Below are 25,948 nucleotides of genomic sequence, written 5' to 3' on the forward strand. Positions count from 1 at the left end.
GTGTTAAATAAAGTACACAAAAAGGCTTATTTATCAGATTCTAAAACCTTTTTTACCACATTGGTTTTAAATAAATTAGAGTAGGCGCGGGCAATTAATCGGGTTTGTGCTTCGTTCCAGATTTCGCATTGTACGTTTACAAATTGTCGGCCTTTTTTTATGATTAATGTTTTGGCTAAAATAGTATCACCCACATGAGCCGGAGCAAAATAATCTACGTTTAAGTTTATGGTGGTGTAAAAGTTTTCTTCATCCAAAGAAAATAAAGTGGCACCAATACAATCATCAGCAATGGCAGCTGTAACGCCTCCGTGTAGCGATTTTATCGGGTTCGACATTTCTTCTCTTACCACATATTTAAAAGTTACTGTTCCTTCTTCGGCAACCACTACTATCGGTTTCATCCAAAGCATAAAAGGCGAGGGAGAAGCCGTAAATTCTCTATCAAGGTGATCTTGTAATACTTGTAATCTAGTTTTTCTTTCCATAATTGTTATTTGTTATTTGCAAAATGTTAGATGTAAAAATGGAAATGTAGTTTGTGTTTGACATTTATTTCTATATTTTACCTCTAACTGTTTTTATACTGATCGGTATATTTTTAATTTAAAAAAAAGTTACTCCAGGTCATTAATAATTTTATTTAGTGAAAGCATAATCGTTGGTAAATTGTTAAAATCCCCGGTCACTTTTGCAATCATAACAGCGCCTTCGATAATGGCGATAAAAGTTAAGGCAATTTGTTCCGGATTAATTTCTTTGGCTTTAAATTCACCGGCAAGAATGCCTTGCTCAATAAAGTATATGAGTTTTTCTTTCCACCAAAGAAGTGCTCTTTCCACATTTTTTTTAAGAATCGGATGTGTATCATCAGCTTCGGTAGCCGTATTTAAAATCGGACAGCCGCCGCTTGTAACTTTTAAATCATAATAATTTGAATACAAACGCGGATAAACCATTAATTTGTCTTTGAAGGTTTTTTGTTTCTCAATTTCATTGGCAAAAGTATCCTGAAGTTTTTTGATATTGTATTTAAAAGCAGCAATTGCCACTTCGTCTTTATTTTCAAAATTACCATAAATACTGCCTTTTGTAAGTCCGGTAGCATTAGTAATATCGCTCATAGAAGTACCGCTATATCCTTTTGTGTTAAAAATAGGCGCAGTTTTTTCTATAATAAATTGTTTGGTTTTTTCGGCTTTACTCATAATAATATGATTTGAGAATACAAATATATACCAATCGGTATAATTTATAAACTTTTAATGTATTTATTTTATTTTGATGCTGTATCAACAAGTAAAAAAAGGGTTTTCTATATTTTAGAAAACCCTTTTAAAGTACTTAAATCTTAGTTATTGTAAGGACTGAATAACAGAAGCAAAATTATTTTCGCCCCAATGTTCTTTCAGTTTTCCATCCAGAACCGTAAAAATATCAATGACTGTTATCGTAATTTTTTTCCCGGTTGCCGGTATTCCAAAAAGCGAACCTGTATGAATCCCATTTATTTCTTTTCGGGTGGCAACCTTATTTTCTTCGGCCACCATGTCCAAAACATGCACCGTAATATCCGTTAAGGCAGTATGAATAACATTGGCGAAAAAATAAATAACACCGTCAATTCCGTTTGACATTCCTTCCGGAGCGGAATGATTGATAAAATCGACTGTGGCAATTTGCTGAAAAAATTCCATGTCTCCTTTTTCGATTACCTCTTTATTGTATTGTAGAAGTAAATTCTTGTTTTGTGCTGTGCTCATAATATATAATTTTATAGCACAAAGTTATTCTGAGACAGTGTGGAACTGATAGCGCAAAAAGTTCATACTCCTGTCGCAAAAAGTTCATTTTCAGTTGTAGTCTTTTGGTAATTTTCCGAAATGCGTCTTAAAAGCCTGAGAAAAGCTGGAATGATTTTCATATCCCACCTGCATATATATTTCACTTGGTTTCGATCCGTTTTTTAATAAATCAGCGGCTGTAATTAATCTTTGCTGCTGCATCCATTTGGCTGGCTGCTGTTTATATATTTGCTGAAATTTACGCTTAAAAGTAGAAAGGCTCATATGGCAGAAAAACGCAAGTTCGCTGACTGAAAAATTATTGAAAACATTTTGCTGCATCACATTCTGAATCCTTTCTTCGGGCGTTTTTGCGACTGATACATTTTGAAAGTTATTAAGTTCCTCCGGAAATCGCATACACAGATAAACCAGTAACTCATTTAGCTTGGCGATCTGCATAGATTCCGTAAAAACGGTATCATTAATTAGTGATTGTACAGAACCAATAAAATTATTGATATAATCGTCTTTAGGAACTAAAACATTAGGTGTTTTTTTAGCAGGATCTTTCGGCAGTTTGATGCTATTGCGCACGGCGTCCTGCAGGAAATCGTCATCAAAGAAAACAAGAATACTTCTTATTCCGGGATTCCCATTTGGCCTTTCTGTAAAAATATAATTACCCGCAGAAAGCAGCAAGATGTTTGCAGGATTAATTACAATAGGTTTGCCGTCGCTGTAAATATGTTTTTCGCCCTTCATGATCAGGCTAATCATGTGCTGTGTTAGTTGACTTTTTCCCTTTACAAGCGGAGCATCAGAAACATACGGAACAAAACTCAATTTCGATTTTGGGTTTTCTCTTGTGGCTATTTTATCCGGCATTAATTCGTAATCCATACTTTCTGATTTCCTGATCTTAATTATTTTACTAAGGTATAAAAAACTTTTTTTTACCATTATATGTGAAATAAGAAATAAAAAAAGGGTTGTTTTGGTGACTAAAAACCATTTATCACAGGCGAATTGTCCATTGTTTTTGTAATTTTATAAAAAAAAAATCTAAAGAAACATATCATGAAAGTTTTGCTTTCTTCGTTTATTGAGATTTAACTTCTCTCTGATTTTTAATATGTTCACGATGCGAAATTCCCCAACTAATCATTTCCGATATAATAGGTCCAAAAGATTGGCAATATTCCGTTGACTCATAAAGTATAGGCACTTTCGCGTCACGATCTTCGGTTCTTTTTACAAGATTATTGAGTTCCATATCTTTCAATTCTTTCGAAAGCATGCGCGAAGTAATTCCGGGAATACTTTGCAGAATTTCTGTAAAACGCGTATTGCCATTACAGATAGAATTGATGATGGGTAATTTCCATTTTCCACCCAAAACATATATTGTATCCTGAAGTGCCTGAAACTCTTCTTTCTGATTTCTAGCCATGCTGTTTATTTTTCAATAAAAGTATAAAAAACATTTTATTTTTATTTTAAACCATATAAGTGATATAAGTAAATATAAGAGCAAATCTAATTAAAGTTTCTGTTAGACTTATATCACTGCAACTATAAGCAAACTTTTTTAAATGAACTTATATAACTTATATGGTAAAAAAAACAATTCCGGTATACTCCATGATACCATTAAAAAAGCAATATGTTTTCCCATTTAACTTTGTCCCGTTAATTTAAAAAACATAAAATGGACGATTTAAAAAATAAAGTTGCCGTAATTACCGGAGGAAATAGCGGAATAGGTTACGCAACAGCAAAACAATTAAAAGAACAAGGGGCAACGATTATCATTACCGGAAGAAGAAAAGAAGCGATAGAAAAAGCAGCTTCAGAATTGGGTGTAACAGCTATTGTTGCAGATCAGTCGAATGTTGGAGACACCGAAAATCTGGTTGCCAAAGTAAAACAAGATTTCGGTCATGTTGATATCCTTTTTATCAATGCCGGAATTACGACCAAAGGAAATATTGAAGAAGCAACAGAGGAATTATTTGACAGTGTTATGGATATTAATTTTAAAGGCGCGTATTTCACCCTGAGCAGATTTATTCCGATTTTAAAAGATGGCGCTTCAGTTGTATTTCTTTCTTCAAATACCGCAAGTATGAGTTATGCCGGAACTTCAATTTATTCTTCAAGTAAAGCCGGTCTGAATTCTGTAGTAAAAATTGCAGCATTAGAATTGGCTCCAAGAAAAATCAGAGTGAATTCGGTTAGTCCCGGTCCGACAGAAACTGAAATAATGAAAAAAATGGGATTAGACGAAGCAGCAGTTAAAACTTTAATGAGTGCTATTGTTGATACGATTCCCCTAAAACAAATGGGAACCACTAAAGACGTTGCCAAAATGGTTTCGCACCTAAGCAGCGACGCCTCAAAATTCATCACCGGAGCCGATTTTATTATGGACGGAGGGATGGTATTAGCATAATTTAAGGTTCAGAGGTTCATAGCGACAAAGGTTCATAGGCTTTGCTTTTTGGAATTTGGAATTTAAAAAAATTTGGAATTTAATTTTCATTAGGAGCTATTCCTGCTGTCCTTCCAATCTTTTGTGCCTCCCGAAGCCTCGGGACCGGCACAAAAGGATTTTCCCTCCCATCAGGGCTAGGGCACTCGTTTTCATAAGAAATAATTAAATTTAAAACCTTTCTCCCCCTGAACCTTTGCTACTTTGAACCTTCCTCAAAAAAAACCTTTGTACCTTTGTTCCTCTGAACCTTTGTACCTTTTTTCATGAAACAACTCCTAAAAGACCACATCACCAAAACCGTTTCATTAACAGATGAAGAGTTTGACTATTTCTTTTCGCATTTTAAACCGCAGTCTTTCAAAAAAGGCCAAACGATTATTAGCGTAGGTGATAAAGTTGATTGTGAGTATTTTGTAATTTCGGGTTGTGTAAAGGCTTTTTACATCAACGACGATATTAAAATGTACATCCTGCAGTTTGCAATGCCAACCTGGTGGACATCGGACTACGCGGCTTTATACAATCAAACAAAAGCAACTATTAATATAGATTGTATTTCTGATGTAGAATTGCTTTGCCTTTCCAATGCCGATCGTGAAAAACTTTGTGCCGAATTTCATCAAATCGAACACTTTTTCCGTTGGCGAACTAATAAAGGTTATGTTGCTTCTCAAAAACGCCTTTTATCTTTTATGAATAACAATGTCAAAACACGTTACGAAGAACTTTTGGCATTATATCCTCAGCTTTACAACCTTGTTCCCAAACATTTAATTGCTGCTTATCTGGGTGTTTCCAGAGAAACTTTAAGCAGGCTTTATAATTCATAAAGTTTCCCATAGATTAAAAGATTAAAAATGATTTTTTTTTCACGCAGATTTGGCAGATTTGAGCAGATTTAAAATTATCTGCTTAAATTTTTTTTTAAATCTGCGTAAAAAAACTTTGCGCCTTAGCGTCTTTGCGAGATTAAAAACCAACACAATCTTAAAAAAAATCAGCTTAAATCTTTTTTAAAATCTGCGTGAAATAATACCCCAAAATCCGAATGTGATCTACATCACGTAAGCAACTTCCATAGTCGCCGTTCCTTTGTACTGTACTTTAAATACAACAACAATTAAATACAATAACAATGGAAACAACAAATTTTAAAATCGTAAGCGCAAACAGCCAAATCGATTGGACCGGAAGAAAAGTAACCGGCGCACATAATGGAACAATTGGTATCAAAGAAGGTAATTTTATCCTGAATGATGGAAAAATAAATGGTGGAAACATCATCATTAATACTTCGACAATAAAAATTCTGGATGTTACAGATCCGGCTACAAATGCACAATTTGCCGGACACCTTGCTTCGGATGATTTTTTCTCTATCGAAAAATTCCCTACCGCAACATTGGATATTCTTTCTGTAAAAGAAATTTCAAACAACACTTATCATCTTGAAGGAAATCTGACCATAAAAGATATTACACATCTTGTTGGTTTTGATGCCAAAGTAGAAAACAGCAGAAACGAAATTAAACTTTCTGGTAAACTGATTATTGACCGTACCAAATACGATATTAGATTCCGTTCTGGAAATTTCTTTACAGATTTGGGCGACACATTAATCTACAACGACTTTGACTTAGATTTTACTATTACTGCCGAAGCGGCTTTTTCAGAACAATCTAAAAACTAAAGCCATGCCTTACATAAAAATCGAATTGACCCGCGAAGGAGTAACCCGCGAGCAAAAACAGGAATTAATAAGCGGCATAACCAATTTAATTACAGATGTTTTAAATAAAGATCCGCATTTAACACATGTCGTGATTCAGGAAATAGAATTAGACGATTGGGGTTACGCAGGAGATCAAGTATCAGTATTAAGAGAAAAAGGCATTACAGCCGATAAAAAATAAATATCATGAAAAAACAAACTATAATCGTTACCGGAGCAGCTTCTGGTATCGGAAAAGGAATCGCTAAATACTTTTTGGACAGAGGTGATAATGTTGTCATCAATTCAGTAACGCCAAGTGCACTAGAAAACACTTATAAAGAATTTGGAGCAGGCGATAACCTGGCCATGTTTGCCGGAGACGTAAGCAAAAAAGAAACCGGAGAACAATTGGTGAAAATTGCCCTTGAAAAATTTGGTTCTGTAGATGTATTGGTCAACAATGCCGGAATTTTTGACAGCAAACCATTTCTTGAAGTTGATGAAGCTTACTTAGATAAATTCCTGACTACAAACTTTAAAGGAACTTATTTTACAACACAATCCGTGATTCCGCAAATGCTGAAACAAAAAGATGGTGTTGTAATCAATATCGGAACACCGTTGGTAAACCACGGATTAGGCGGATGGCCGGCTTCGGCACCTGTTTCAAGCAAAGGTGCAATTCATGCGCTTACAATTCAGCTGGCAGCCGAATTTGGAAAACAAAACATTCGTATCAATACTGTCGCACCGGGTGTAATTCGCACACCAATGCACGGAGACAAAGCCGATCAGAATGCGGGTTTACATTTGCTAAACAGAGTTGGCGAAATAGATGATGTTGCTGAAATGGTGTATATCGTTGCAAAAAGCACTTTTATTACCGGATCAATCATTAATGTTGATGGCGGAAAAGGTGCCGGACACAATTTAAACTAATAATGAAAACTTTTTTATTAATTGCTTTTATGCTCTGGAATTTACAGGGCATAAAAGCACAAAATAAGATCACAATGGAAAATCAGGAAGATATTGCAGCAATTACAAATGCCATTGAAAACAATTATTTGAAAGGCATTTATGAAGGAGATGTAAGGATTTTGGGAAGCATTTTTTATCCCGGAACATTGGTTTACGGTGATATAAAAGGACAACCTTATTTCAAGACCGTAGATTTATATCTGGACGGTGTAAAAAACAGACAAAGTCCGAAGGATTCCGGAAAGCCTTTTAAAGGAGAAATTTTGGATATTCGGGTTGTAAATTCAATTGCCGTAGCCGAAATTAATGTTAAAATGTATGACTTTTATTATCGGGATTTTTTATCTTTTCATAAGATTAACGGAAAATGGCTTATTGTCAATAAAATGCTGACTGACTTAAGTCAATAATTTTAAACGAAAAAGCAATGTGGAATCATACAAAAATAACAGATTTATTGGGTATTGATTATCCAATTATGCAGGGGCCGTTTGGCGGAAATTTATCTTCGGTTGAATTAACTGCAACGGTATCAAATGCCGGTGGATTGGGCGGATATGGTGCTTATACCATGAGCCCACAGGAGATTTTTGATGTAGACAAACAAATAAAAGCGGCAACCAATAAACCGTATAACATCAATCTTTGGGTTTCAGATCATGATATTCCGCAAGGTGGTTTAACAGATGATAAATTTGCTAAAACCATCCAGCAATATCAACCTTATTTTGATGAACTTGGTATTCCGTTACCGGAAAAACCAGCGCCGTTTCAATCCAGATTCGAAAATCAATTAGACGTTATTTTAGACATTCGCCCAAAAGTATTTAGCTTTATGTTTGGCGTGCCTTCGGCCGATGTTTTAGAAGAATGCCGCAAAAAAGGAATCGTTACGGTAGGTGCCGCAACGACTCTGGACGAAGCCATTTTTCTGGAAGCTGCAGGAATTGATATGATTATTGCTTCGGGCTTTGAAGCAGGCGGACACAGACCTTCTTTTTTGGCTTCTGCCGAATCATCCTTAATGGGAACTTTTGCTTTAGTACAATTAATGAGGGAAAAAATAAAAACACCCATCATCGCCGCCGGCGGAATTGCAACTGGAAAAGGTGTTGCAGCAGCTTTGGCATTAGGTGCAGACGCTGCCCAAATAGGAACCGCGTTTCTTGCTACCGATGAATCGAATGCATTACCCATTCACAGAGAAATGTTATTCTCCGAAGCATCCAAATACACCACTTTATCAAGAGCCTATACTGGCAGACTCGGACGCGGAATAACCAGCAGAATTGCAAAAGATTTAATTGGCAAAGAAGAAAATATTCTGCCCTTTCCGCTACAAACGACTTTAATTTCGCCATTGCGAAAAGCAGCACTTGAGCAGCAAAAATGGGATATGATCTTATTTTGGGGCGGACAAATTTCTCCCATTTTAAAACATACAAAAGCAAAAGATCTAATGCATTCGCTGATTGAAGAAACAACAAGTTATTTCAATGATTTGAAAGCTTAATTTGATAAAAAAGAATTGAGACGAGGCTGCCCAAAAGGTAGCCTTTTTTATTTTCGCAAATTAGTACGAAACCCGCCAGGTTTCGATCCCGAAGTTTTGGGACTGTCGGGTTTACCCTAAAACGTATCAAGGAATATTTAAATATATGTAGTCCCCACAGGACAATTTTGCGTGCGGTTATTTTTTTCTACCAACATGTAACCTCTACGAGGTATTACAATAAATACTCCTTTAGGAGTTACATATTGGTAGAAATATGAATTGTAGTTTTTAGAATGTCCCGTAGGGACTACATAATTGCGCAAACCTTTGTCAAAGTTTCAAACTTTGACAAAGGTAAACCCAGATAACCGAGTATTACAATATCAACACCAAACTTTCAACTTCTTCAATGTCCATTTCAGCATTAACTTCGTCCATTTGACTTATTTAATGATTTTAAAACGCTTGTTATCAAAATACTTTTGACAAAGAAATTAACTGATAACAAATAATTTAAATCAAAAAAAATGAAAACAATTCAAAAAAACAAACGCAGTTTTCTAAGCACAATTGCTACAGGAACTTTTATGCTGATTGCCGCTACAGGCATTGCACAAAAAAATCAGACAGCAACTAAAACCAGCGACGCGTCTATTAGACCTTATCATATTAGTATTTCGCAAGATGCATTAACAGATCTTCGCAATCGTGTCAATGCGACAAGATGGCCGGATAAAGAAACGGTTACCGATCAGTCACAAGGAGTAAAACTACAGCAAATTCAAAGCCTTGTAAAATATTGGGGAACTGATTATGACTGGCGCAAAACAGAAACTAAGTTAAATCAATTGCCACAATTCGTAACAAACATTGATGGCTTGGATATTCAGTTTATCCACATCAAATCTAAAAACAAAAATGCTTTGCCATTAATTATTACACATGGCTGGCCGGGTTCTTTCTTTGAACTTATAAAAGTAATCGGACCATTGACTGATCCTGTTGCTTACGGAGGAAAAGCCGAAGACGCTTTTGATTTGGTGATTCCGTCAATGCCAGGTTACGGATTCTCAGAAAAACCTACAGGAACAGGTTGGGGACCAGAAAAAATAGGGAATGCCTGGGATGTTTTAATGAAACGTTTGGGATATAAAAACTACGTATCTCAGGGAGGAGATTGGGGTTCAGTAATTGCAGATGCGATGGCGCGTCAGGCTCCACAAGGATTATTGGGTATTCACGTTAATATGCCTGCGACAGTTCCGGCTGATGTTGCGAAAGCACTTAAAGACGGAGATCCTGCACCTCAAGGATTATCTGTAAAAGAAAAAGCAGCTTTTATTTCGCTTAATAAATTATACACAAAAGGCGGCGGTTATGCCGGAATGATGGTAACACGTCCGCAAACTTTAGGGTACGGATTGACTGATTCTCCTGTTGGGTTGGCTTCTTTCTTCTTAGATAAATTCAACGAATGGACATATAGCGGAGGAAATGCCGAAAAATCATTAACCAAAGATGAAATGTTAGACGATATTTCATTGTATTGGTTAACAAACACAGCCAATTCATCGGCACAATTGTATTGGGAAAACAATACGAATAACTTTAATGTGGTAGAACAAAAAACACACGACATTAAAATTCCGGTTGCTGTAACTGTTTTTCCGGGAGAAATCTACCAGGCACCAAAAAGCTGGGCCGAGAAAGCATATAAAAACCTGATTTATTTTAATGAAGTAAACAAAGGCGGGCATTTTGCTTCGTGGGAAGAACCACAGCTTTTTACAATCGAACTTCGTGCAGCTTTTAAATCATTAAGAAAATAAAAACTCTTGTTGAGGTGAAATAATTTCAGGATTTAGCCTGTCCATTTCAACTTTTACTTTGTCCGGTTCACCTTTTTTGTGATTGTAAAAGGATGGTAATCGCGATACTTTTGACGAAGAAATTAACTAATAATCAAAACATTAAATACAAAATATTATGAAAACAATAAATCAAAAATCAGCTTTAGTACTTTCTAAATTAATTTTAATTGCGGTACTTTTCTTTACAACAACACAAATTTCTGCACAATCAGATAGTTCTCTAGGAACATTAAAACAAATCAACGCCGGACTTTTAAATGTGGGGTACACAGAGGCAGGTCCGGCAAACGGAAATGTAGTAATCCTGCTTCACGGCTGGCCTTATGATATTCATAGTTATAATGAAGTAGTGCCTGTTTTGGTTGCAAAAGGTTGCAGAGTAATTACACCTTATTTAAGAGGTTTTGGAACAACTCGTTTTCTTTCGGATGCTACTTTTAGAAACGGTCAGCAAGCAGCATTAGCAAGTGATATTATTGCTTTAATGGATGCCTTAAAAATTAAAAAAGCTACTATAGGCGGATTTGACTGGGGCGCAAGAACGGCGGTAGTTATGGCGGCACTTTGGCCGGATCGTTTAAACGGATTGGTTTCTGTAAGCGGCTATTTGGTTGTAAATCTTGAAGCGAACTTAAAACCATTATCTCCGCAGGCAGAATTAGGTTGGTGGTACCAATATTATTTTGCTACAGAAAGAGGAAAAACAGGCTACAGTCAAAATACATACGAATTCAATAAACTAATCTGGAAAATTGCATCGCCATTATGGAATTTCGACAAAGCCACTTACGATCAAACAGCACAATCATTCAATAATCCGGATCATGTGGCAATTGTGATTCACAATTACAGATGGAGACAATCACTTGAAGGTGGAGAATCTAAATATGATGCGTTGGAAAAACGTTTGGCCGAAAGACCTGCAATTACAGTTCCAACAATAACAATAGGGAGCGATTTTGACGGCGCTTTCGCAGATGGAAAAGCCTACGCCAACAAATTCACAGGTAAATACGAACACAGAATTCTAAAAGGCATCGGACACAATGTGCCACAAGAAGATCCAAAATCATTTGCTCAGGCGATTATTGATGTGGCGAAATAATAAATTCCAATTTTTTATCCCGAGACTTCGGGACCAAATTCCAAAATTTAACCGCAAAGTTCGCTAAGTTTTTTATGGATTGCGCTTAAAATTTAACCACAGAGAACACAAAGATTTACACAAAGAACACAAGTTATATAAACACAAAGCTTTGCGATCTCTGTGTTTTTAATAAACCTTCACTATAAAAAAACTTTGTGTACTCTGCGGTAAAATTACACGCCCAAAAAATCAATTTCAATAACAAATCCAATAATCTAAAATCTAAAGTCTAATATCTAAAATTAAATTAATCATGAAAAAAGTCTTATACACAGGAAAAACACACACAACAGGAGGAAGAGAAGGAGCATCACAAAGTTCTGATGATCAATTAAACATTAAATTAAGTTCTCCGGGATCTTCACGTCCTGGAACAAATCCGGAACAGCTTTTTGCAGCGGGTTGGTCGGCTTGTTTTATTGGTGCAATGGGAATCGCAGCCGGAAAATTAAATATAAAACTTCCTGCAGAAACCGCTGTAGACGCAGAAGTAGATTTATGTAATGCAGATGGCGAATATTCTTTACAGGCTCGCTTAAACGTAAGTCTTCCGGGAATCGATGCTGAAACTTCCAAAAAAATTACCGATATGGCACATCAAACTTGTCCGTATTCTAAAGCAACAAGAGGCAATATTGATGTTGAAATTAATATTCTGTAATTAACTCTCTGTTATCATCCTGCAAGGTTTTCAAAACCTTGTAGGTTTGATTTTTAACGTGTAGATCAATCATTCTAAACTCATTATACCTATAAGGTTTTGAAAACCTTGCAGGAACGTATAAAAACACACAACATGAAAAAAATAAAATTAATACCCATTTTAAGTGCATTATTTCTCCTGGCAGGAATAACTGCTTTTGCACAAAATAACACAAGTAAAAAAGGTTTTGCCGTTCTGGAATTATTTACTTCCGAAGGATGTTCAAGCTGTCCGCCTGCTGATGAATTGATGGGGAAAATTCAAAACGAATATCAGGATTACAATGTTTACGTATTGTCTTATCATGTTGATTATTGGGACAAACAAGGCTGGAAAGATATTTTTAGCAATGCTAATAACACCAAACGACAATATGATTATGCCCAATTTCTGGGGAAAGAGCCTATTTATACGCCACAATTAATCATCAACGGAAAAGCAGATTATGTAGGTTCGCAGGAAACAATTGTTAGAAACGCTGTAAAAACAGCACTTTTAAAACCTGCAAATGTCGATGTATCGCTGCAGGCAAGCCAAGCCAATACCAATCTTACTGTAAATTATAGTATTGAAGGAAATACCAAAAACAGTAAATTGTTGATCGCCATAGTTCAAAAATCAGCAAAAAGCAATGTAAAAAGAGGAGAGAATGCACATCGCGTTTTATCGCATTATCAAATTGTGCATCAGCTAAATTCAATAGAAATTGCAAAAGATAAAAAAGGAACCTCTGTAATTCATTTGCCTAAAAATTTCAACACCAAAGATTTTGAAGTAATTGGTTTTGTTCAGGATCTTAAAACCGGAAATGTTTTAGGGGCAGATAAAGCTGTCTTTCAATCAATATAAAAGTTTTTGTTTCACGCAGATTTTGCAGATTTGAGCAGATTTAAATTTTAAAATCATCTGCCTGAATCTGCTTAAATCTTTTTTAAAATCTGCGTGAAATAAAACACAATATAACTTCGCAAAGTCTACAAATAGCTTTGCGAACTTATATTTTTACAAAACTTCACTTATAAACAACTTCGCGAACTTTGCGTAAAATCTTTGCGAACTTTGCGGTTAAAACTCAATATTCTATCTTTGACAAGCAAGATAAAACAAACACAAAAAATGGAAAAAGTAAAACGCTTTCAGGTATCGAGCCGTGTTATATGGGGAAGCTCCGTTGCGCTGGCGATTCTTGCTTCAATACCCAAATTATTTGATGCTTTTTCTACAGCTTCAGACATCGTTATAAACTCGTCGATTACTTTGATGTTTTCGATATTTATCTGGTATTATAATATTTACAGTCTGCCAAAATTTACGGCACAGCGCACACATAAAAGCTTATTCAACTGGAAACTGCTTTTAAGTGTTTTAATGGGAATCCTGGTAATGGTTATTTTGGTAATTGCCCATCAGGAATTGTTTCAGGTATCCAAAATGGACGCGCCAATTATGTTCGAATTACGAGGCGTTTTAATCAATTTGATCGTTTATATGTTTCTGCATCTGTTGTTTCAAAATTATCAGACACAGCAAATTGCGGTAGAGTTAGAGCGTACTCAGGCGGTAAATCTGGGCGCACAATACGAATTGCTGAAACAGCAGGTAAATCCGCATTTTTTGTTTAACAGCCTCAACACTTTAAAATCGATGGTTGATATTCAGGATCCGCAGAGTTCTGATTTTATTCTCAAATTATCTGATTTTTATCGTTTTACGCTCGAAAGCAGAAAAATGGATTTAATCTCGCTTCGCGAAGAACTTCAAATTTTAGACTCCTATGTTTATTTGCTAAAAGCCCGTTTTGAAGATGGATTTGAAGTGACAAACGAAATCGATCCAAAACAATACGACTCGGCAATTCCGCCATTTTCATTACAATTATTAATAGAAAACTGCATTAAACACAATGTTGTTTCATTAGATAAACCTTTGAAAATTAAATTATATACCGAAGGTGATTTTCTGGTAATCGAAAACCGAATTCAGCTCAAAAGAGGCGCATTATCCACAGGCGTTGGTTTGGATAATATCAACCAGCGTTTTATGCATTTAATTCACAAAGAAATAGAAATAGACAAAACCGAAACTACTTTTAAAGTAAAAATACCCATGATTTATGACTATCGTAATAATTGAAGATGAAGTAAAAACAGCCAAAGCACTTGGTCAGCTTATATTGAGTATCAGGCCAGATGCCCAGATTTTATCGTACATACAAAGTATTGACGGAGCGGTGAGTTATCTTCAGGAAAACGACCAGCCCGATCTTATTTTTATGGATATTCAGCTCGCAGACGGTTTGTGTTTTGAGATCTTTAAAAACGTTGAGGTGCTCTCACCAGTAATTTTTTGTACCGCTTTTGATGATTATGCAATTGAAGCTTTTAAGTCAAACGGAATTGATTATGTACTAAAACCTTTTTCAAGAGAAAGCATTGCGCAGGCGATTAAAAAAGCGGGAGAATTGAAAAATTTTTTCCAAAGAAATAAAAAAGCCATGCCTGATTTTGATTATTTATTGACCAGAACTGGCGAAAATAAAGGTAAAAGCAGTTTTTTGGTTTTTAAAAATAATAAATACCAAACCGTTTTAACAGAGAATATTGCACTGTTTTATATCAAAAATGAAACCCCAACTATATTGACATTTGATAAAACAGAATATCAAATTACACAATCCTTAGATGAGGTTCATAAACTATTGTCGACAACTCAGTTTTTTAGAATCAACAGACAATATTTGATCAATTTTTCGGCTATTAGAGAAGCAGAGCATTATTTTTCGCGCAAGCTGATTATCAAATTAACAATTCCTACCGAAGAAAAATTACTGGTAGGAAAAGAAAAAGCAACCGCCTTTTTGAGCTGGCTGGAAAACAGGTAATTATTTCAGTTTTTCGATCGCGTTTTTTATGGCGATTTCATCATTTTCCTGAAACATAAAACAGCTCAGAAAGAATAAGATAGAAAGAACAATTGCAAAGACGATTAAGATAAGTTTTTTCATGATTTTTTTGTTTAAAGATTTTACAAAAGACTAAGTCATAAAAGTTTTTGTTTCACGCAGATTTTTTTTAATCTAAGCAGATTTACGCAGATTATTAATATTTAAATCTGCTCAAATCTGCTCAAATCTGCGTTATCTGCGTGAAAAAAAATCATTTTAATCCTTTAATCTGTGGCTATATTTAAAATGTTCAACGAATATTACGCAGCAACATAAGTCGCAGTATATAATTTTCTAAACATTAAATAAGTAACACTTACCATTACAAAAGCAATAATAGCATCGGTTGTAGCACCAAAACCAAATACCGCCAATTTCGAAAAGAAAGCAAAAATGATGTCGAAAAAGATTCCCGCAAATACCCATTCTTTCAATCGAAGTAATTTATTCGGAATCAATAAAGTGATAATTCCAGAGATTTTCATTACACCCAAGATGTAAATAAAGTGTGCAGGATAACCCAGTTGTTGTGTAATTTCCCAAACAATTTTATTGGTTGTAAGTTCAAAAAATCCGCTTGCGCCAAACCATAAAGAAGTTAATACTACGCCAGTCCAGTAAATAATTTTTGTTGTTTTTGTGTTCATGATTTTTATATTTTTAATTATTTGATGAGACAAAATTGCGTTGAAAGCAGGAAAATAAATAGTGCTATTTTGCTGAACCGGACAAATTAAAAGGTGAAATAGGCAATCTCAAACCTGATAAGAATTCATTGCCAAAAAAGAACTTTATTAACAAGAATTTACGATTTTTAAAATTCCATTAGTTTTATATTTGTAATGAACATTTGCCCATAAAAGCCAAATACCATTTGTATGAAAGAAATCAAAGCTTTTACAATTATTGTTTTTCTGTTGCTGGCTTTCTCCTTAAAGTCTTATAGCCAGCAAGTAAAGCTGATTAATATAGACCAGCTTCAGGAAAGAATGAAAGCCGGAAAAGACAGCACTTACGTTGTTAACTTTTGGGCAACCTGGTGCGCGCCGTGTATTAAAGAATTACCTCATTTTGAAAAACTGGGTGCAGAATACAAAGCAGAAAAACTGGCTGTATTATTAGTAAGCGTCGATTTTAAATCGAAACTTACTTCAGCAGTTGTGCCCTTTGTAAAAAGAAAAAATCTCAAAAACCAAGTATTTTTATTGAACGAAAGCAATCCGCAGGAATATATAGATCGCATTGACCCGTCGTGGTCAGGCAGTATCCCCGCTACATTATTCATAAAAGGCGATAAAAGAAAATTTATAGAAAGCGAACTTACCTACGAACAATTACTAACCGAATATAAAAAACTATAATTATGAAAAAGTTTATCACACTTGCACTAATTTTTAGTGCCTTTCTTGCTCAGGCACAAGCTCCAACTCTTAAAGCCGGACAGCCAGCACCGGATTTTAAACTGAAAAATGTTGATAATAAAGAAGTTTCTTTTGCCAGTTATCCAGATGCAAAAGGTTTTATTGTAGTGTTTACGTGCAATACATGTCCGTACGCAAAAGCATATGAACAAAGAATTATCGATTTGGATAAAAAATTCAAGCCACAAGGATATCCTGTAATTGCCATAAACCCAAATGATCCCGAAGCATCAAAAGCAGACACTTTTGATAAAATGCAGGATTTGGCAAAAGAAAAAAAATATGCGTTCCCTTATTTATTTGATAAAGGACAAATCGTTACAGATCAATATGGTGCAAAACATACACCACATCTTTTTGTAGTTTCAAAAACCGCAAAAGGAACTGTTGTAGAATATACAGGCGCTATCGATAACGATCCTGAAGGAACTAAAGACGAAAAAACGAAGTATGTTGAAGATGTAATTGCATCATTAAAAAACAATCAAAAACCAGCTATAACCGAGACTAAAGAAATTGGCTGTACGGTGAAAAGAAAAGCGAAAGCGTAATTTTTTGATTTATAAAAAAGAAAATGCCTCAATAATTGAGGCATTTTTTTATGTTGTAAATTGAAAAGTCATCGTTTTCAATTCTTCTAATTTATTCGAAGTTGTTTTTACAGTTTTGACGAGATCTAATTTTTTGTCTATGCTATATTTTGCACCTGTCTTAGTATCTGTGAGCATCTTAATTTTCTTCATTGCATTTAGCTTTAATATAAAATCCATAAAAATCATCTGTTGTATTGAAAGGTACATTGATAATTTTCCCATCGATATTTACTGCACCAAATATAGCGAATGTTTTTGAAATATAGTTAAATTCCTTACAAATAGCTCTTCTATATAATCTTGTCCTCGCAGGAGTACTTCCTTTAAAGAAAATAAGTCGATCCGGATAAGTTTCTGAAAAAATATTAACAGAGCTCGCAATTGTTGCTAAAATCTTTTCTAAATCACCATTGTTACTAACAGTAATATCATCAATATTCAATTCTCCTGTTTCCTTATTCATCCCTTTATTATCTCCAAAAGTTAAATTGTATATTTTAATTTCTTCATTTATACATTGATATCTTATTGTTTTTTCAATATTACCATTATTTCCACTACTAATAAATTCAAATGTCATATTTTCAGTACTAGAGATGAAGTCGTATTTCGGGTAATTCATTTGTAAGATTTAATTTACGAAATTAATATTTAATTTTAAATAAATCCCTTTTACATTCCTTCATTTTACTTACATCTTTTTACTATTGGTCACATTGATTATAAGAAAATAACTATTTTTTCACTATAAATTATTATATAAATCAATTTAATTACTAATTTTGTTTAGAACAAATCTAAATAGTAATGAAAAATTTCCTGATTGCCGATTCTGAAAACCTACATATAATTGGATTGAGGCACACACTAAAAAAGATGGTGAAAACACCAAATTTGAGAGTAGTAAATTCAAGAGAAGAATTGTTTAAGAGTTTGGATAAAAATGATGTCGATTGCCTGATTATCGACCCCAACAATATCTTTTTGTTTTATGATGACGATTTGAAAATTATCAAAACCAATTTTCCTAAATGTAAAATCATTATTCTGTCTTATTTTAAAAACAAACAAACCATTGATAGTTTTTTAAAAGATAATATAAACGGCTTTATATCAAAAGATTGCAAAGAGCAAACCATTTATGATGCCTTGTATAAAATTCAAAACGGAGAACGTTATTTATGTCCCAAAACATTAAATGCGCTTATGGATGTTTTAGTTTTACCGTCTGCAGATGATGAAAAACTAACGCTTAGAGAATTCGAAATCCTGAAACAAATAGCACAAGGAAACAATGGTAAAAACATCGCTTCTGATCTTTTTATAAGCATTCATACCTTTCGTACGCATCGTAAAAACATTATGAAAAAAACAGGCAGACACACTACTTCTGAATTGATTCTCTACGCTTTAGAAAAGAAAATAGCATAATTTTCGTATAATTTAAAGATATTTTATGTTTTATTTCCTACTATATATGAGGTATTTTATCTACCTCATATATAGAAACAATTTTCGCTTTTTTGTGGTATTGATTTAATTTTCTGACAAATATACATTTGCTAAAATTATTCTTTAGAATCAATCTAAATAAATACCACAAATGGAAGCACAAGAAAAAGTAATAACATTACCACAAGAAATTGTAATTGATAATGTGCATGTAAAGCATGTTTTTTCTAACAATAATAAATCGATCGGGATTTATAGAAAAAGCATGAAAAAGGCCATTAAAACAATTGGAAATCACTTAAAAGAGAGAAATACTCCATTTACCGGCACAAGTATTTCTATTATAAAAAGAAAAATTGACAACATTTATCTCGAAGAAAACAAAAAAGGCAAAAGTCTGGATTATGTTTTAGATGAATTAAAAGATATTTATCTCGACGATTGTATTCATTTTCACAATCCCAAGTACATTGCGCATCTTAATTGTCCAATTCTTACGCCAACACTTGTGGCAGAAGCTTTTATATCTTCCCTGAATTATTCAATGGATACCTGGGACCAAAGTACCGGAGCCACTTTTATCGAATTGAAACTGGTGGAATGGACGCTTGAAAAATTAGGTTATCCAAAAAATGCTGATGGAATTTTTACCAGCGGAGGAACGCAATCGAACATGATGGGGTTGCTTTTGGCAAGAGATCATTACATCAAAAAACATTACGGAATTGACCCAAAAATGGATGGATTACCACCTGAAGCCTCAAAATTCAGGGTTTTATGTTCCGAGGTAAGTCATTTTAGTTTGAAGAAGAACCTGAGTTTGCTTGGTTTAGGACAAAATGCTGTAATTCCGGTTGCGGTAGATCCTGATTTCAGGATGAATACCAATGCTTTAAAGAAAGTAATTCAACAGCAAAAAGACTTAGGGAATATTCCGATCGCCATTGTAGGAACGGCCGGAACAACTGATTTTGGTTCGATTGATCCTTTAACTGAAATAGCGGCCGTAGCCAACGAAAACGACATTTGGTTTCACGTTGACGCAGCTTATGGCGGCGGATTATTGATTAGTGATATTCACAAATATAAACTCGACGGAATCGAATTATCAGATTCAGCTACAATAGATTACCACAAAACTTTTTATCAGCCAGTAAGTTCAAGCGGATTTTTTATGAGAGACAAATCATTTGTGGATTATATAAAATACCACGCTGATTATCTGAATTCTAAAGAACAGGAAGACGAAGGAATTCCAAACATGGTAAAAAAATCAATCCAGACAACACGCCGTTTTGATGCCTTAAAATTGTGGTTTACACTACGAATGATCGGTACAAAAGGTTTAAGTTCTTATATGGATAAAGCGATTGAAAATGCACAGTTTACAGCCAACTTACTGCGCCACAGAGACGATTTTGAAATCATTCATAAACCAGAAATAAGCGCTGTAGTATTTCGCTACACGCCATTTGAAAACGGAACAGAAACTTCGTATTGCGGCGTAAACAGTTACATCCGAAAAGCAATTTTTAATGAAGGAAAAGCCATTATTACAAGCACAAAAGTGTACAATGAAGTATTCCTGAAATTCACCCTTTTAAATCCGCTAACAACGCCTCAGGATATCGAAGAAGTTATCGATTTGATTGTACACCACGGAACCGAATATTCATTAAAAAATTAAAATTATCATGACAAATAAAACATACGATTTCATAGCTGTTGGAGTAGGACCTTTTAATCTTGGTTTAGCCTGTTTGACAGCACCAATCGAAAATCTCGACGGTTTATTTTTTGATAAAAACGAATCGTTTAACTGGCATCCCGGAATGTTGTTGCAGGACACAACATTGCAGATTCCGTTCATGGCCGATTTAGTGACTTTGGCAGACCCGACGAGTCCGTTTAGTTTCTTGAATTACATCAAAGAACAAGGCAAAATGTATTCGTTTTACATTCGTGAAAACTTTTTATTGTTAAGAAACGAATACAATCAATATTGCCAATGGGCGATTAGAAAATTACCAAACGTATTTTTTAATACCGAAGTTACGGCAATCGAATACGATAAAAATCAGGAACTTTATATCGTAAATACCCTTTGTACCAAGACAGATGTAACAACAATTTACAAAACAAAAAAGATTGTTTTAGGAACCGGAACTGCACCGCACATTCCGAAATCCTGCCAAAATTTAAAAGGAAAAGCAATTCATTCTTCAACCTATATTCAGAATAAAGCGGAACTTCAAAAACAAAAATCAATCACGGTTTTAGGAAGCGGACAAAGTGCTGCTGAAGTTTTTAATGATCTTTTGCAGGAAATTGATGTTTACGGATATCAGTTGAACTGGATTACAAGATCGTCGCGCTTTTTCCCGATGGATTACAGCAAGTTAACACTCGAAATGACGTCTCCGGAATATGTGGATTATTTCTACAACCTTCCTTCAGACAAAAGAGATCATCTGCTAAAAAATCAAAAATTATTGTACAAAGGAATCAACAAAGACTTGATTGCAACCATTTTTGACACGATTTACAACAAAAAAGTAATTACAGAAATTGATGTAAACCTTAGAACAAACGCTGCTTGTACAAAAGCTTCATTTGATGAAAATAAGCAGTCTTTTGAATTGGAACTGCATCAGGTGGAGCAAGATAAAAAATATCGCCATAAAACCGATGCCCTGGTTTTAGCGACAGGTTACGGTTATAAATTACCACAGTTTTTGGAAGGCATTGCCAACAGAATTCAATGGGACGAAAAAGGACGTTTTGCCGCCAACAGAAACTACAGCATTGACAATAATGCCAGTGAAGTTTTTGTTCAGAATGCCGAATTGCACACACACGGTTTTGTTACGCCCGATTTAGGAATGGCGTGCTACAGAAATTCATATATAATCAAAGAAATTACAGGAGTTGAACATTACGCGATAGAAACCAAAATTGCTTTTCAGGAATTTGGTGTTCCGGTATCAGAAGTTATCGAATCTCCGGTATTTGAAACAATCGAATAATTATGGAAACAATTCAGAAAAAAAAGAGAGTTTTGGCGATCGATATTGCCAGAGGTACGAGTGTGATTTTAATGATGATGATTCACACCATGCTGATTTACGGCACAATTGCGACTCAGACAAATACTGTTTTAGGAGAAATTATCTTATGGTTAGGCCGCGGCACTACGATGTTTTTGGTTAGTATGGGAATTTCTTTTGTGCTATCAAGACGACAAAGTTTTCTGGCCGTTTGCAAAAGAGCCTTATACATTCTGGCAGTTGGTTACGGAATGAATTTTTTAAAATTCCTCGTTCCCGAATTCATTTTTGGCGGGCTTCCCGAAGCTTTTGTTTCGGCTTACGGCTTAAAATCAGGGACTTTAGAAACAGGAATTTTCTTTTTGCTATTGGGCGATATCTTGCAATTGGCCGGAATCACTTTGTTTATCATGGGATTGATCAATCATTTTAGTAAAAGTAAATACGTGCCACTTGCAGTCGCCTTATTAATTATTTCTGTTTCAAAAGAATTAAGCGGATTTAGAATTGGTATTTCTGGTTTAGATTATATCTGTGATTTATTTTTTAGCAATCAATTTAATGTCTATTTCCCTGTTTTTCCATGGAGTGCGTTTATTTTAGTCGGAATGTTTTTGGGAAGATGGTACAAAGAACTAAACGAAAATCAGGAAGTATTTTTTAAGAAAATGTTATTTGCCGGACTTGGTTTTATGGCTGTTGGCGGAATTTTAAATTTCTCTAATCCTGAATATCATTTTGGCGATTATTACCATTTAGGACCAGGCGGAAGTATTTTATTACTTGGATTAAATCTGGTTTTATATTGGTTTGTTAACATCGTTGTTCATCTGTTTAAAGAAAATAATAATGTGTTTAATGTGCTGATTTTCTGCAGTAAAAACGTTACGAGTTTATATGTAATTCAATGGGTTTTGATCAATTGGGGAATGTATGTTTTTGGTTTCTGGCAACATGATCAATGGATTGTTTTAGGTTTATTTCCGGTTGTTATCGGAACCACTCTTACTGTTCAATTGGTTTACAACGAAATCAAAACACAATTACGCTCTAAACGAAAAAATCGTACTGAAGTACTTGTAAATAGTTGAAATCATTTTATTAATATGTAAAATGGTTTTATCGTAGAGGCGCACAGCAGTACGTCTACGCAAAGTATTTCTGCCACGAATTTCATCAATTGCCACAAATCGTTACGCTTAATTAATTAGTGAAAATTAGTGTAATTCGTGGCAAACTTCATTTACGAATGAAGTAAATATTAATTTAAAATAGTATAAAAATGAATACATATAATCCTATTTATAGCACCACAATTCCGGATTTCGGTACGATAGATTTTCGTCCGTTGCAATTGGAAACTGATGCCAGGATAATTCATGATTGGGTCAATCGTGATTATGCCCAATATTGGGGTATGCAGGGAAAAAATTTAGAAGAAGTTCAGTTGGAATATGAAAAAATAACCAAAGAATCGGATGTTTTTATCGGATTGGTAAATGGTGAAGTTTCCTTTTTACTGGAACGTTACAATCCAAAACAAGATATAATCAGAAATTATTATGCCGTTCAGGAATATGATTGCGGAATGCATGTAATTGTATCGCCGTCAACAAAACCAGTGCATCAGTTTACGTGGCATATTTTTTCGAGCATTATGAAATTTGTTTTCAGGGACTTAACCATTCAGCGTATTGTGGTTGAGCCGGATATCAGAAACAAAAAAATGTTCGACATCTGTCACCGCGTAGGTTTTGAAGATGCACATGTTGTGAATTTACCACATAAAACAGCCTTGCTTGCTTTTTGTACGCGAGAACAATTCATCAAAAAAATAGATTCATTTAACCTTAATTATACCGAAATGAATACCGAAAATCAATTAGAATTTCCCGAAAAAGCCATTACACATATACAGCCCGAAGTTTGGGAAAAAGCCAATCGTTTATTGATTAAAAAAGCCATCTGTGAGTTTTCGCACGAGCTTTTAATCGAACCCGTTTTAGAATTTGGCGTACAAAACACAAACAAATATTCACTGGTTTCTGATGATAATTCGGTGAAATATACGTTTAAGGCGCAAGAGCTTGCCATGAATCATTTAAATATAGAAGTAAATTCTATTTTAAAATACAAAAATGAAAAAAAGGAAGCTTTGGATGCCGTTGATTTTATTCAGGAATTCAGAAATAGTTTAGGAATTTCAGAACAATTATTGCCGTCGTATATCGAAGAAATTATCAGCACACTTTACGGAAGCTGTTATAAATTATTAAAGGAAAATTCTACTTCAAAATCATTGGCCAATTCTGATTTTCAAACCATTGAACAAGCTATGATGGAAGGTCATCCTGGGTTTGTGGCCAACAACGGAAGAATTGGCTACAACAGCATGGATTACAAAGCCTATGCGCCCGAAGCCGGAAACCCATTCAAAATTTTATGGCTTGCCGGACATCGTGACAGAACGGTTTATGCGGGAACAAAAAAATTGGATTACGATACTTTGATTCAGCAGGAATTAGGTGCAGAAACCATTTCAAAATTTAATACTACAATCAAGGAAAAAGGACAAAATCCGAATGATTATTTCTTTATTCCCGTGCATCCGTGGCAATGGTTCAATAAACTGGCTAATTTGTTTTCGCCAGAAATTGCCAAAGGAAAATTGATTTGTGTGGGTTACGGACCCGATTTATATCAGGCACAACAATCGATCAGAACCTTATTCAACTTAAGTAATCCGAAGAAATTCTATACCAAAACATCACTTTCAATCCTGAATATGGGCTTTATGCGTGGTTTACCGGTATTTTATTTGGGAACTGCGCCGGAAATGGCCGAATGGTTAGATCAGCTTTTGAGCGGTGACGAATATCTGCAAAAAGTTGGTTTTGGAATGTTGGGCGAAGTGGCTTCTGTAAGTTACATCAATCCGTATTTTGAAAGCTTTGGAAAACACAATCCATACAACAAAATGATTGCTTCATTATGGAGAGAAAGTCCGGTTGCGAAACTCAAAAACGACGAGCAATTAATGACAATGGCAGCGTTTTTACATTTAGATAAAGATGGAAATTCATTATTGTCAGAAATTATAAAAGCTTCTTCGTTATCAATAGATTCATGGCTTTCAGAATATTTCAAAGTTTATTTGAGTCCGTTATTACATTGTTTTTACCAATACGATTTGGTTTTTATGCCACATGGCGAAAACCTGATTCTAGGATTAGAAAATCACGTTCCGGTGCGTTCTTTCATGAAAGATATTACCGAAGAGGCTGTGATTTTAAATCCAGACGTAGAAATCCCGAAAAACATAGACAGAATTTATGCTGAAGTTCCCGAAGACGTAAAACTATTATCGATTTTTATTGATGTTTTTGATGGATTTTTCCGTTTCATGTCTGCCATTTTGGTTACGAGTGATAATTATTCTGAAGATCGTTATTGGGAATTGGTGGCAGAATGTATCTCTGATTATCAGGAAGCTAATCCGCATTTGGAAGCAAAATTTGAGAAATACGATTTGTTTGCTAATGAATTTCAATTGTCTTGCCTAAACCGTTTGCAATTGAACAATAACAAAACCATGATCGATCTTGACGATCCTGTGGCGTTGTTACAATTTCAGGGAAAACTGCAAAACCCAATTGCGCCGTATAAAAAAATAATCGCTTAAAAACTTAACAGATGAATAGTATAATAACGCATCCGGAAAATGATGTCGCGACAGATGTTGTTTTTGTAAAAACGATTCCCGGTTTAGGTGTTTTTGAGCTGCGACCAATTGATATGGAAAACGATATTCCGTTGATTCACAATTGGGTCAATCGCGATTATGCCGTTTATTGGGAAATGAATGGTTTTTCTGTAGAAGAAGTAAAAAATACATATTACAATATTCTGGAAAAAACGCAGGTTTATATTGGCGTTTTTAATAAGGAAGTAGCTTTTTTATTAGAATGTTACGATCCTCAAAATGATATTGTAGGTAAATATTACGAATCGCAAAAAGGCGATAAAGGTATGCACATACTGGTCGCGCCGTCAGAAAAAGTAATCCCGAATTTTACCTGGAATATTTTTACCGTAATTCTAGACTTCATTTTTTCAGATTCAAAAAGCCAGCGTATTGTGGTTGAACCCGACGCAAGAAATCATAAAATTCATTTACTGAATAAAAGAGCAGGATTTGTATTTCAACACGTTTTAGAATTACCACACAAAAAAGCGCATTTAGAGTTTTGCACCCGTGAAGATTATTACAAGGCATTACAATCGGTTTAATTTATGAAA

At 34.7% G+C, this 25,948-nt stretch carries 30 protein-coding genes; 21 read left to right on the forward strand and 9 right to left on the reverse strand.

Annotation, left to right across the window (positions count from 1 at the left end; translation table 11 throughout):
* Positions 1-26: 26 nt before the first annotated feature.
* From BUE22_RS04550 to BUE22_RS04570, 5 genes are all read right to left on the reverse strand, one after another.
* Positions 27-488 (reverse strand): PaaI family thioesterase, encoded by a 462-nt coding sequence (locus tag BUE22_RS04550; protein ID WP_042564548.1) that lies wholly within the window; start codon positions 486-488, stop codon positions 27-29.
* Between the two features lie 129 nt (positions 489-617).
* Positions 618-1,208: a TetR/AcrR family transcriptional regulator gene (locus BUE22_RS04555; RefSeq protein WP_073393904.1), complete on the reverse strand. Its 591-nt coding sequence runs from the start codon at positions 1,206-1,208 to the stop codon at positions 618-620.
* A gap of 147 nt (positions 1,209-1,355) precedes the next feature.
* Entirely contained in the window at positions 1,356-1,763 is a 408-nt protein-coding gene (locus BUE22_RS04560; protein ID WP_073393905.1) for an ester cyclase, read from the reverse strand.
* Positions 1,764-1,853: 90 nt separating this feature from the next.
* Entirely contained in the window at positions 1,854-2,687 is an 834-nt protein-coding gene (locus BUE22_RS04565; protein ID WP_159438461.1) for a helix-turn-helix domain-containing protein, read from the reverse strand.
* Between the two features lie 199 nt (positions 2,688-2,886).
* The gene (locus BUE22_RS04570; RefSeq protein WP_073393907.1) at positions 2,887-3,237 is read right to left on the reverse strand and encodes a winged helix-turn-helix transcriptional regulator; all 351 of its coding nucleotides are present in this window, start codon (positions 3,235-3,237) and stop codon (positions 2,887-2,889) included.
* Between the two features lie 258 nt (positions 3,238-3,495).
* On the opposite strand from BUE22_RS04570, the gene BUE22_RS04575 reads away from it, so the two are divergent.
* The 13 genes from BUE22_RS04575 to BUE22_RS04635 all read left to right on the forward strand — a co-directional run bounded on the left by BUE22_RS04575 (position 3,496) and on the right by BUE22_RS04635 (position 15,073).
* Entirely contained in the window at positions 3,496-4,239 is a 744-nt protein-coding gene (locus BUE22_RS04575) for an SDR family oxidoreductase (RefSeq protein WP_073393908.1), read from the forward strand.
* A 305-nt stretch (positions 4,240-4,544) separates the two neighbouring features.
* On the forward strand, positions 4,545-5,111 hold the full coding sequence (locus BUE22_RS04580; protein ID WP_073393909.1) for a Crp/Fnr family transcriptional regulator: 567 nt from the start codon (positions 4,545-4,547) through the stop codon (positions 5,109-5,111).
* 305 nt (positions 5,112-5,416) lie between these two features.
* Positions 5,417-5,971: a YceI family protein gene (locus tag BUE22_RS04585; protein WP_073393910.1), complete on the forward strand. Its 555-nt coding sequence runs from the start codon at positions 5,417-5,419 to the stop codon at positions 5,969-5,971.
* Positions 5,972-5,975: 4 nt separating this feature from the next.
* Entirely contained in the window at positions 5,976-6,194 is a 219-nt protein-coding gene (locus tag BUE22_RS04590; RefSeq protein WP_073393911.1) for a tautomerase family protein, read from the forward strand.
* Between the two features lie 5 nt (positions 6,195-6,199).
* Positions 6,200-6,934, forward strand: a complete 735-nt coding sequence (locus tag BUE22_RS04595) for an SDR family NAD(P)-dependent oxidoreductase (RefSeq protein WP_073393912.1) — start codon at positions 6,200-6,202, stop codon at positions 6,932-6,934.
* Positions 6,935-6,936: 2 nt separating this feature from the next.
* Positions 6,937-7,386 (forward strand): nuclear transport factor 2 family protein, encoded by a 450-nt coding sequence (locus BUE22_RS04600; protein WP_073393913.1) that lies wholly within the window; start codon positions 6,937-6,939, stop codon positions 7,384-7,386.
* A gap of 17 nt (positions 7,387-7,403) precedes the next feature.
* Complete coding sequence (locus tag BUE22_RS04605) at positions 7,404-8,489, forward strand: NAD(P)H-dependent flavin oxidoreductase (protein ID WP_073393914.1); 1,086 nt, start codon at positions 7,404-7,406, stop codon at positions 8,487-8,489.
* A gap of 509 nt (positions 8,490-8,998) precedes the next feature.
* Positions 8,999-10,300, forward strand: coding sequence for an epoxide hydrolase family protein (locus BUE22_RS04610; RefSeq protein ID WP_073393915.1), 1,302 nt, complete (start codon positions 8,999-9,001; stop codon positions 10,298-10,300).
* A gap of 157 nt (positions 10,301-10,457) precedes the next feature.
* Entirely contained in the window at positions 10,458-11,447 is a 990-nt protein-coding gene (locus tag BUE22_RS04615; protein WP_073393916.1) for an alpha/beta fold hydrolase, read from the forward strand.
* A gap of 295 nt (positions 11,448-11,742) precedes the next feature.
* Entirely contained in the window at positions 11,743-12,150 is a 408-nt protein-coding gene (locus BUE22_RS04620; RefSeq protein ID WP_089075956.1) for an organic hydroperoxide resistance protein, read from the forward strand.
* A gap of 135 nt (positions 12,151-12,285) precedes the next feature.
* Entirely contained in the window at positions 12,286-13,041 is a 756-nt protein-coding gene (locus BUE22_RS04625) for a DUF1223 domain-containing protein (RefSeq protein WP_073393918.1), read from the forward strand.
* A 267-nt stretch (positions 13,042-13,308) separates the two neighbouring features.
* The gene (locus BUE22_RS04630) at positions 13,309-14,325 is read left to right on the forward strand and encodes a sensor histidine kinase (protein WP_073393919.1); all 1,017 of its coding nucleotides are present in this window, start codon (positions 13,309-13,311) and stop codon (positions 14,323-14,325) included.
* Complete coding sequence (locus BUE22_RS04635) at positions 14,306-15,073, forward strand: LytR/AlgR family response regulator transcription factor (RefSeq protein ID WP_073393920.1); 768 nt, start codon at positions 14,306-14,308, stop codon at positions 15,071-15,073. The genes BUE22_RS04630 and BUE22_RS04635 overlap by 20 nt, the downstream gene beginning before the upstream one ends.
* Here BUE22_RS04635 and BUE22_RS23995 read toward each other — a convergent pair whose 3' ends face one another.
* Both BUE22_RS23995 and BUE22_RS04640 read right to left on the reverse strand, forming a co-directional pair.
* Positions 15,074-15,196, reverse strand: a complete 123-nt coding sequence (locus BUE22_RS23995; RefSeq protein WP_256365462.1) for a hypothetical protein — start codon at positions 15,194-15,196, stop codon at positions 15,074-15,076. It abuts the gene before it with no gap.
* A gap of 200 nt (positions 15,197-15,396) precedes the next feature.
* Positions 15,397-15,783, reverse strand: a complete 387-nt coding sequence (locus tag BUE22_RS04640; protein ID WP_073393921.1) for a DoxX family protein — start codon at positions 15,781-15,783, stop codon at positions 15,397-15,399.
* Between the two features lie 231 nt (positions 15,784-16,014).
* On the opposite strand from BUE22_RS04640, the gene BUE22_RS04645 reads away from it, so the two are divergent.
* Positions 16,015-16,497 (forward strand): TlpA family protein disulfide reductase, encoded by a 483-nt coding sequence (locus tag BUE22_RS04645; RefSeq protein ID WP_073393922.1) that lies wholly within the window; start codon positions 16,015-16,017, stop codon positions 16,495-16,497.
* A gap of 2 nt (positions 16,498-16,499) precedes the next feature.
* Entirely contained in the window at positions 16,500-17,108 is a 609-nt protein-coding gene (locus BUE22_RS04650) for a thioredoxin family protein (RefSeq protein ID WP_042564563.1), read from the forward strand.
* A 48-nt stretch (positions 17,109-17,156) separates the two neighbouring features.
* Here the strand turns inward: BUE22_RS04650 and BUE22_RS23685 are convergent, their stop codons facing one another.
* Together BUE22_RS23685 and BUE22_RS04655 are read right to left on the reverse strand one after the other, a co-directional pair.
* Positions 17,157-17,300: a hypothetical protein gene (locus BUE22_RS23685; RefSeq protein WP_159438462.1), complete on the reverse strand. Its 144-nt coding sequence runs from the start codon at positions 17,298-17,300 to the stop codon at positions 17,157-17,159.
* Positions 17,287-17,772, reverse strand: coding sequence for a DUF6934 family protein (locus BUE22_RS04655; protein WP_073393923.1), 486 nt, complete (start codon positions 17,770-17,772; stop codon positions 17,287-17,289). The genes BUE22_RS23685 and BUE22_RS04655 overlap by 14 nt, the downstream gene beginning before the upstream one ends.
* Positions 17,773-17,957: 185 nt before the next feature.
* On the opposite strand from BUE22_RS04655, the gene BUE22_RS04660 reads away from it, so the two are divergent.
* From BUE22_RS04660 to BUE22_RS23865, 6 genes are all read left to right on the forward strand, one after another.
* Positions 17,958-18,581, forward strand: coding sequence for a LuxR C-terminal-related transcriptional regulator (locus BUE22_RS04660; RefSeq protein ID WP_073393924.1), 624 nt, complete (start codon positions 17,958-17,960; stop codon positions 18,579-18,581).
* 172 nt (positions 18,582-18,753) lie between these two features.
* Complete coding sequence (locus tag BUE22_RS04665; RefSeq protein WP_073393925.1) at positions 18,754-20,289, forward strand: pyridoxal phosphate-dependent decarboxylase family protein; 1,536 nt, start codon at positions 18,754-18,756, stop codon at positions 20,287-20,289.
* Between the two features lie 7 nt (positions 20,290-20,296).
* Positions 20,297-21,628: a lysine N(6)-hydroxylase/L-ornithine N(5)-oxygenase family protein gene (locus tag BUE22_RS04670; RefSeq protein WP_073393926.1), complete on the forward strand. Its 1,332-nt coding sequence runs from the start codon at positions 20,297-20,299 to the stop codon at positions 21,626-21,628.
* A gap of 2 nt (positions 21,629-21,630) precedes the next feature.
* Complete coding sequence (locus BUE22_RS04675) at positions 21,631-22,740, forward strand: heparan-alpha-glucosaminide N-acetyltransferase domain-containing protein (protein ID WP_073393927.1); 1,110 nt, start codon at positions 21,631-21,633, stop codon at positions 22,738-22,740.
* 191 nt (positions 22,741-22,931) lie between these two features.
* Positions 22,932-25,331 (forward strand): GNAT family N-acetyltransferase, encoded by a 2,400-nt coding sequence (locus BUE22_RS04680; RefSeq protein WP_073393928.1) that lies wholly within the window; start codon positions 22,932-22,934, stop codon positions 25,329-25,331.
* A gap of 11 nt (positions 25,332-25,342) precedes the next feature.
* Positions 25,343-25,939: a GNAT family N-acetyltransferase gene (locus tag BUE22_RS23865; RefSeq protein WP_073393929.1), complete on the forward strand. Its 597-nt coding sequence runs from the start codon at positions 25,343-25,345 to the stop codon at positions 25,937-25,939.
* Positions 25,940-25,948 lie beyond the last annotated feature (9 nt).

It is taken from the genome of Flavobacterium pectinovorum, assembly GCF_900142715.1.
Classification (GTDB): domain Bacteria; phylum Bacteroidota; class Bacteroidia; order Flavobacteriales; family Flavobacteriaceae; genus Flavobacterium; species Flavobacterium pectinovorum.

Excerpts from the sequence above, each read along its gene's own strand:
- BUE22_RS04550 (WP_042564548.1), bottom strand. The coding sequence starts at position 488 with ATGGAAAGAAAAACTAGATTACAAGTATTACAAGATCACCTTGATAGA.
- BUE22_RS04555 (WP_073393904.1), bottom strand. The coding sequence starts at position 1,208 with ATGAGTAAAGCCGAAAAAACCAAACAATTTATTATAGAAAAAACTGCG.
- BUE22_RS04560 (WP_073393905.1), bottom strand. The coding sequence starts at position 1,763 with ATGAGCACAGCACAAAACAAGAATTTACTTCTACAATACAATAAAGAG.
- BUE22_RS04565 (WP_159438461.1), bottom strand. The coding sequence starts at position 2,687 with ATGGATTACGAATTAATGCCGGATAAAATAGCCACAAGAGAAAACCCA.
- BUE22_RS04570 (WP_073393907.1), bottom strand. The coding sequence starts at position 3,237 with ATGGCTAGAAATCAGAAAGAAGAGTTTCAGGCACTTCAGGATACAATA.
- BUE22_RS04575 (WP_073393908.1), top strand. The coding sequence starts at position 3,496 with ATGGACGATTTAAAAAATAAAGTTGCCGTAATTACCGGAGGAAATAGC.
- BUE22_RS04580 (WP_073393909.1), top strand. The coding sequence starts at position 4,545 with ATGAAACAACTCCTAAAAGACCACATCACCAAAACCGTTTCATTAACA.
- BUE22_RS04585 (WP_073393910.1), top strand. The coding sequence starts at position 5,417 with ATGGAAACAACAAATTTTAAAATCGTAAGCGCAAACAGCCAAATCGAT.
- BUE22_RS04590 (WP_073393911.1), top strand. The coding sequence starts at position 5,976 with ATGCCTTACATAAAAATCGAATTGACCCGCGAAGGAGTAACCCGCGAG.
- BUE22_RS04595 (WP_073393912.1), top strand. The coding sequence starts at position 6,200 with ATGAAAAAACAAACTATAATCGTTACCGGAGCAGCTTCTGGTATCGGA.
- BUE22_RS04600 (WP_073393913.1), top strand. The coding sequence starts at position 6,937 with ATGAAAACTTTTTTATTAATTGCTTTTATGCTCTGGAATTTACAGGGC.
- BUE22_RS04605 (WP_073393914.1), top strand. The coding sequence starts at position 7,404 with ATGTGGAATCATACAAAAATAACAGATTTATTGGGTATTGATTATCCA.
- BUE22_RS04610 (WP_073393915.1), top strand. The coding sequence starts at position 8,999 with ATGAAAACAATTCAAAAAAACAAACGCAGTTTTCTAAGCACAATTGCT.
- BUE22_RS04615 (WP_073393916.1), top strand. The coding sequence starts at position 10,458 with ATGAAAACAATAAATCAAAAATCAGCTTTAGTACTTTCTAAATTAATT.
- BUE22_RS04620 (WP_089075956.1), top strand. The coding sequence starts at position 11,743 with ATGAAAAAAGTCTTATACACAGGAAAAACACACACAACAGGAGGAAGA.
- BUE22_RS04625 (WP_073393918.1), top strand. The coding sequence starts at position 12,286 with ATGAAAAAAATAAAATTAATACCCATTTTAAGTGCATTATTTCTCCTG.
- BUE22_RS04630 (WP_073393919.1), top strand. The coding sequence starts at position 13,309 with ATGGAAAAAGTAAAACGCTTTCAGGTATCGAGCCGTGTTATATGGGGA.
- BUE22_RS04635 (WP_073393920.1), top strand. The coding sequence starts at position 14,306 with ATGACTATCGTAATAATTGAAGATGAAGTAAAAACAGCCAAAGCACTT.
- BUE22_RS23995 (WP_256365462.1), bottom strand. The coding sequence starts at position 15,196 with ATGAAAAAACTTATCTTAATCGTCTTTGCAATTGTTCTTTCTATCTTA.
- BUE22_RS04640 (WP_073393921.1), bottom strand. The coding sequence starts at position 15,783 with ATGAACACAAAAACAACAAAAATTATTTACTGGACTGGCGTAGTATTA.
- BUE22_RS04645 (WP_073393922.1), top strand. The coding sequence starts at position 16,015 with ATGAAAGAAATCAAAGCTTTTACAATTATTGTTTTTCTGTTGCTGGCT.
- BUE22_RS04650 (WP_042564563.1), top strand. The coding sequence starts at position 16,500 with ATGAAAAAGTTTATCACACTTGCACTAATTTTTAGTGCCTTTCTTGCT.
- BUE22_RS23685 (WP_159438462.1), bottom strand. The coding sequence starts at position 17,300 with ATGAAGAAAATTAAGATGCTCACAGATACTAAGACAGGTGCAAAATAT.
- BUE22_RS04655 (WP_073393923.1), bottom strand. The coding sequence starts at position 17,772 with ATGAATTACCCGAAATACGACTTCATCTCTAGTACTGAAAATATGACA.
- BUE22_RS04660 (WP_073393924.1), top strand. The coding sequence starts at position 17,958 with ATGAAAAATTTCCTGATTGCCGATTCTGAAAACCTACATATAATTGGA.
- BUE22_RS04665 (WP_073393925.1), top strand. The coding sequence starts at position 18,754 with ATGGAAGCACAAGAAAAAGTAATAACATTACCACAAGAAATTGTAATT.
- BUE22_RS04670 (WP_073393926.1), top strand. The coding sequence starts at position 20,297 with ATGACAAATAAAACATACGATTTCATAGCTGTTGGAGTAGGACCTTTT.
- BUE22_RS04675 (WP_073393927.1), top strand. The coding sequence starts at position 21,631 with ATGGAAACAATTCAGAAAAAAAAGAGAGTTTTGGCGATCGATATTGCC.
- BUE22_RS04680 (WP_073393928.1), top strand. The coding sequence starts at position 22,932 with ATGAATACATATAATCCTATTTATAGCACCACAATTCCGGATTTCGGT.
- BUE22_RS23865 (WP_073393929.1), top strand. The coding sequence starts at position 25,343 with ATGAATAGTATAATAACGCATCCGGAAAATGATGTCGCGACAGATGTT.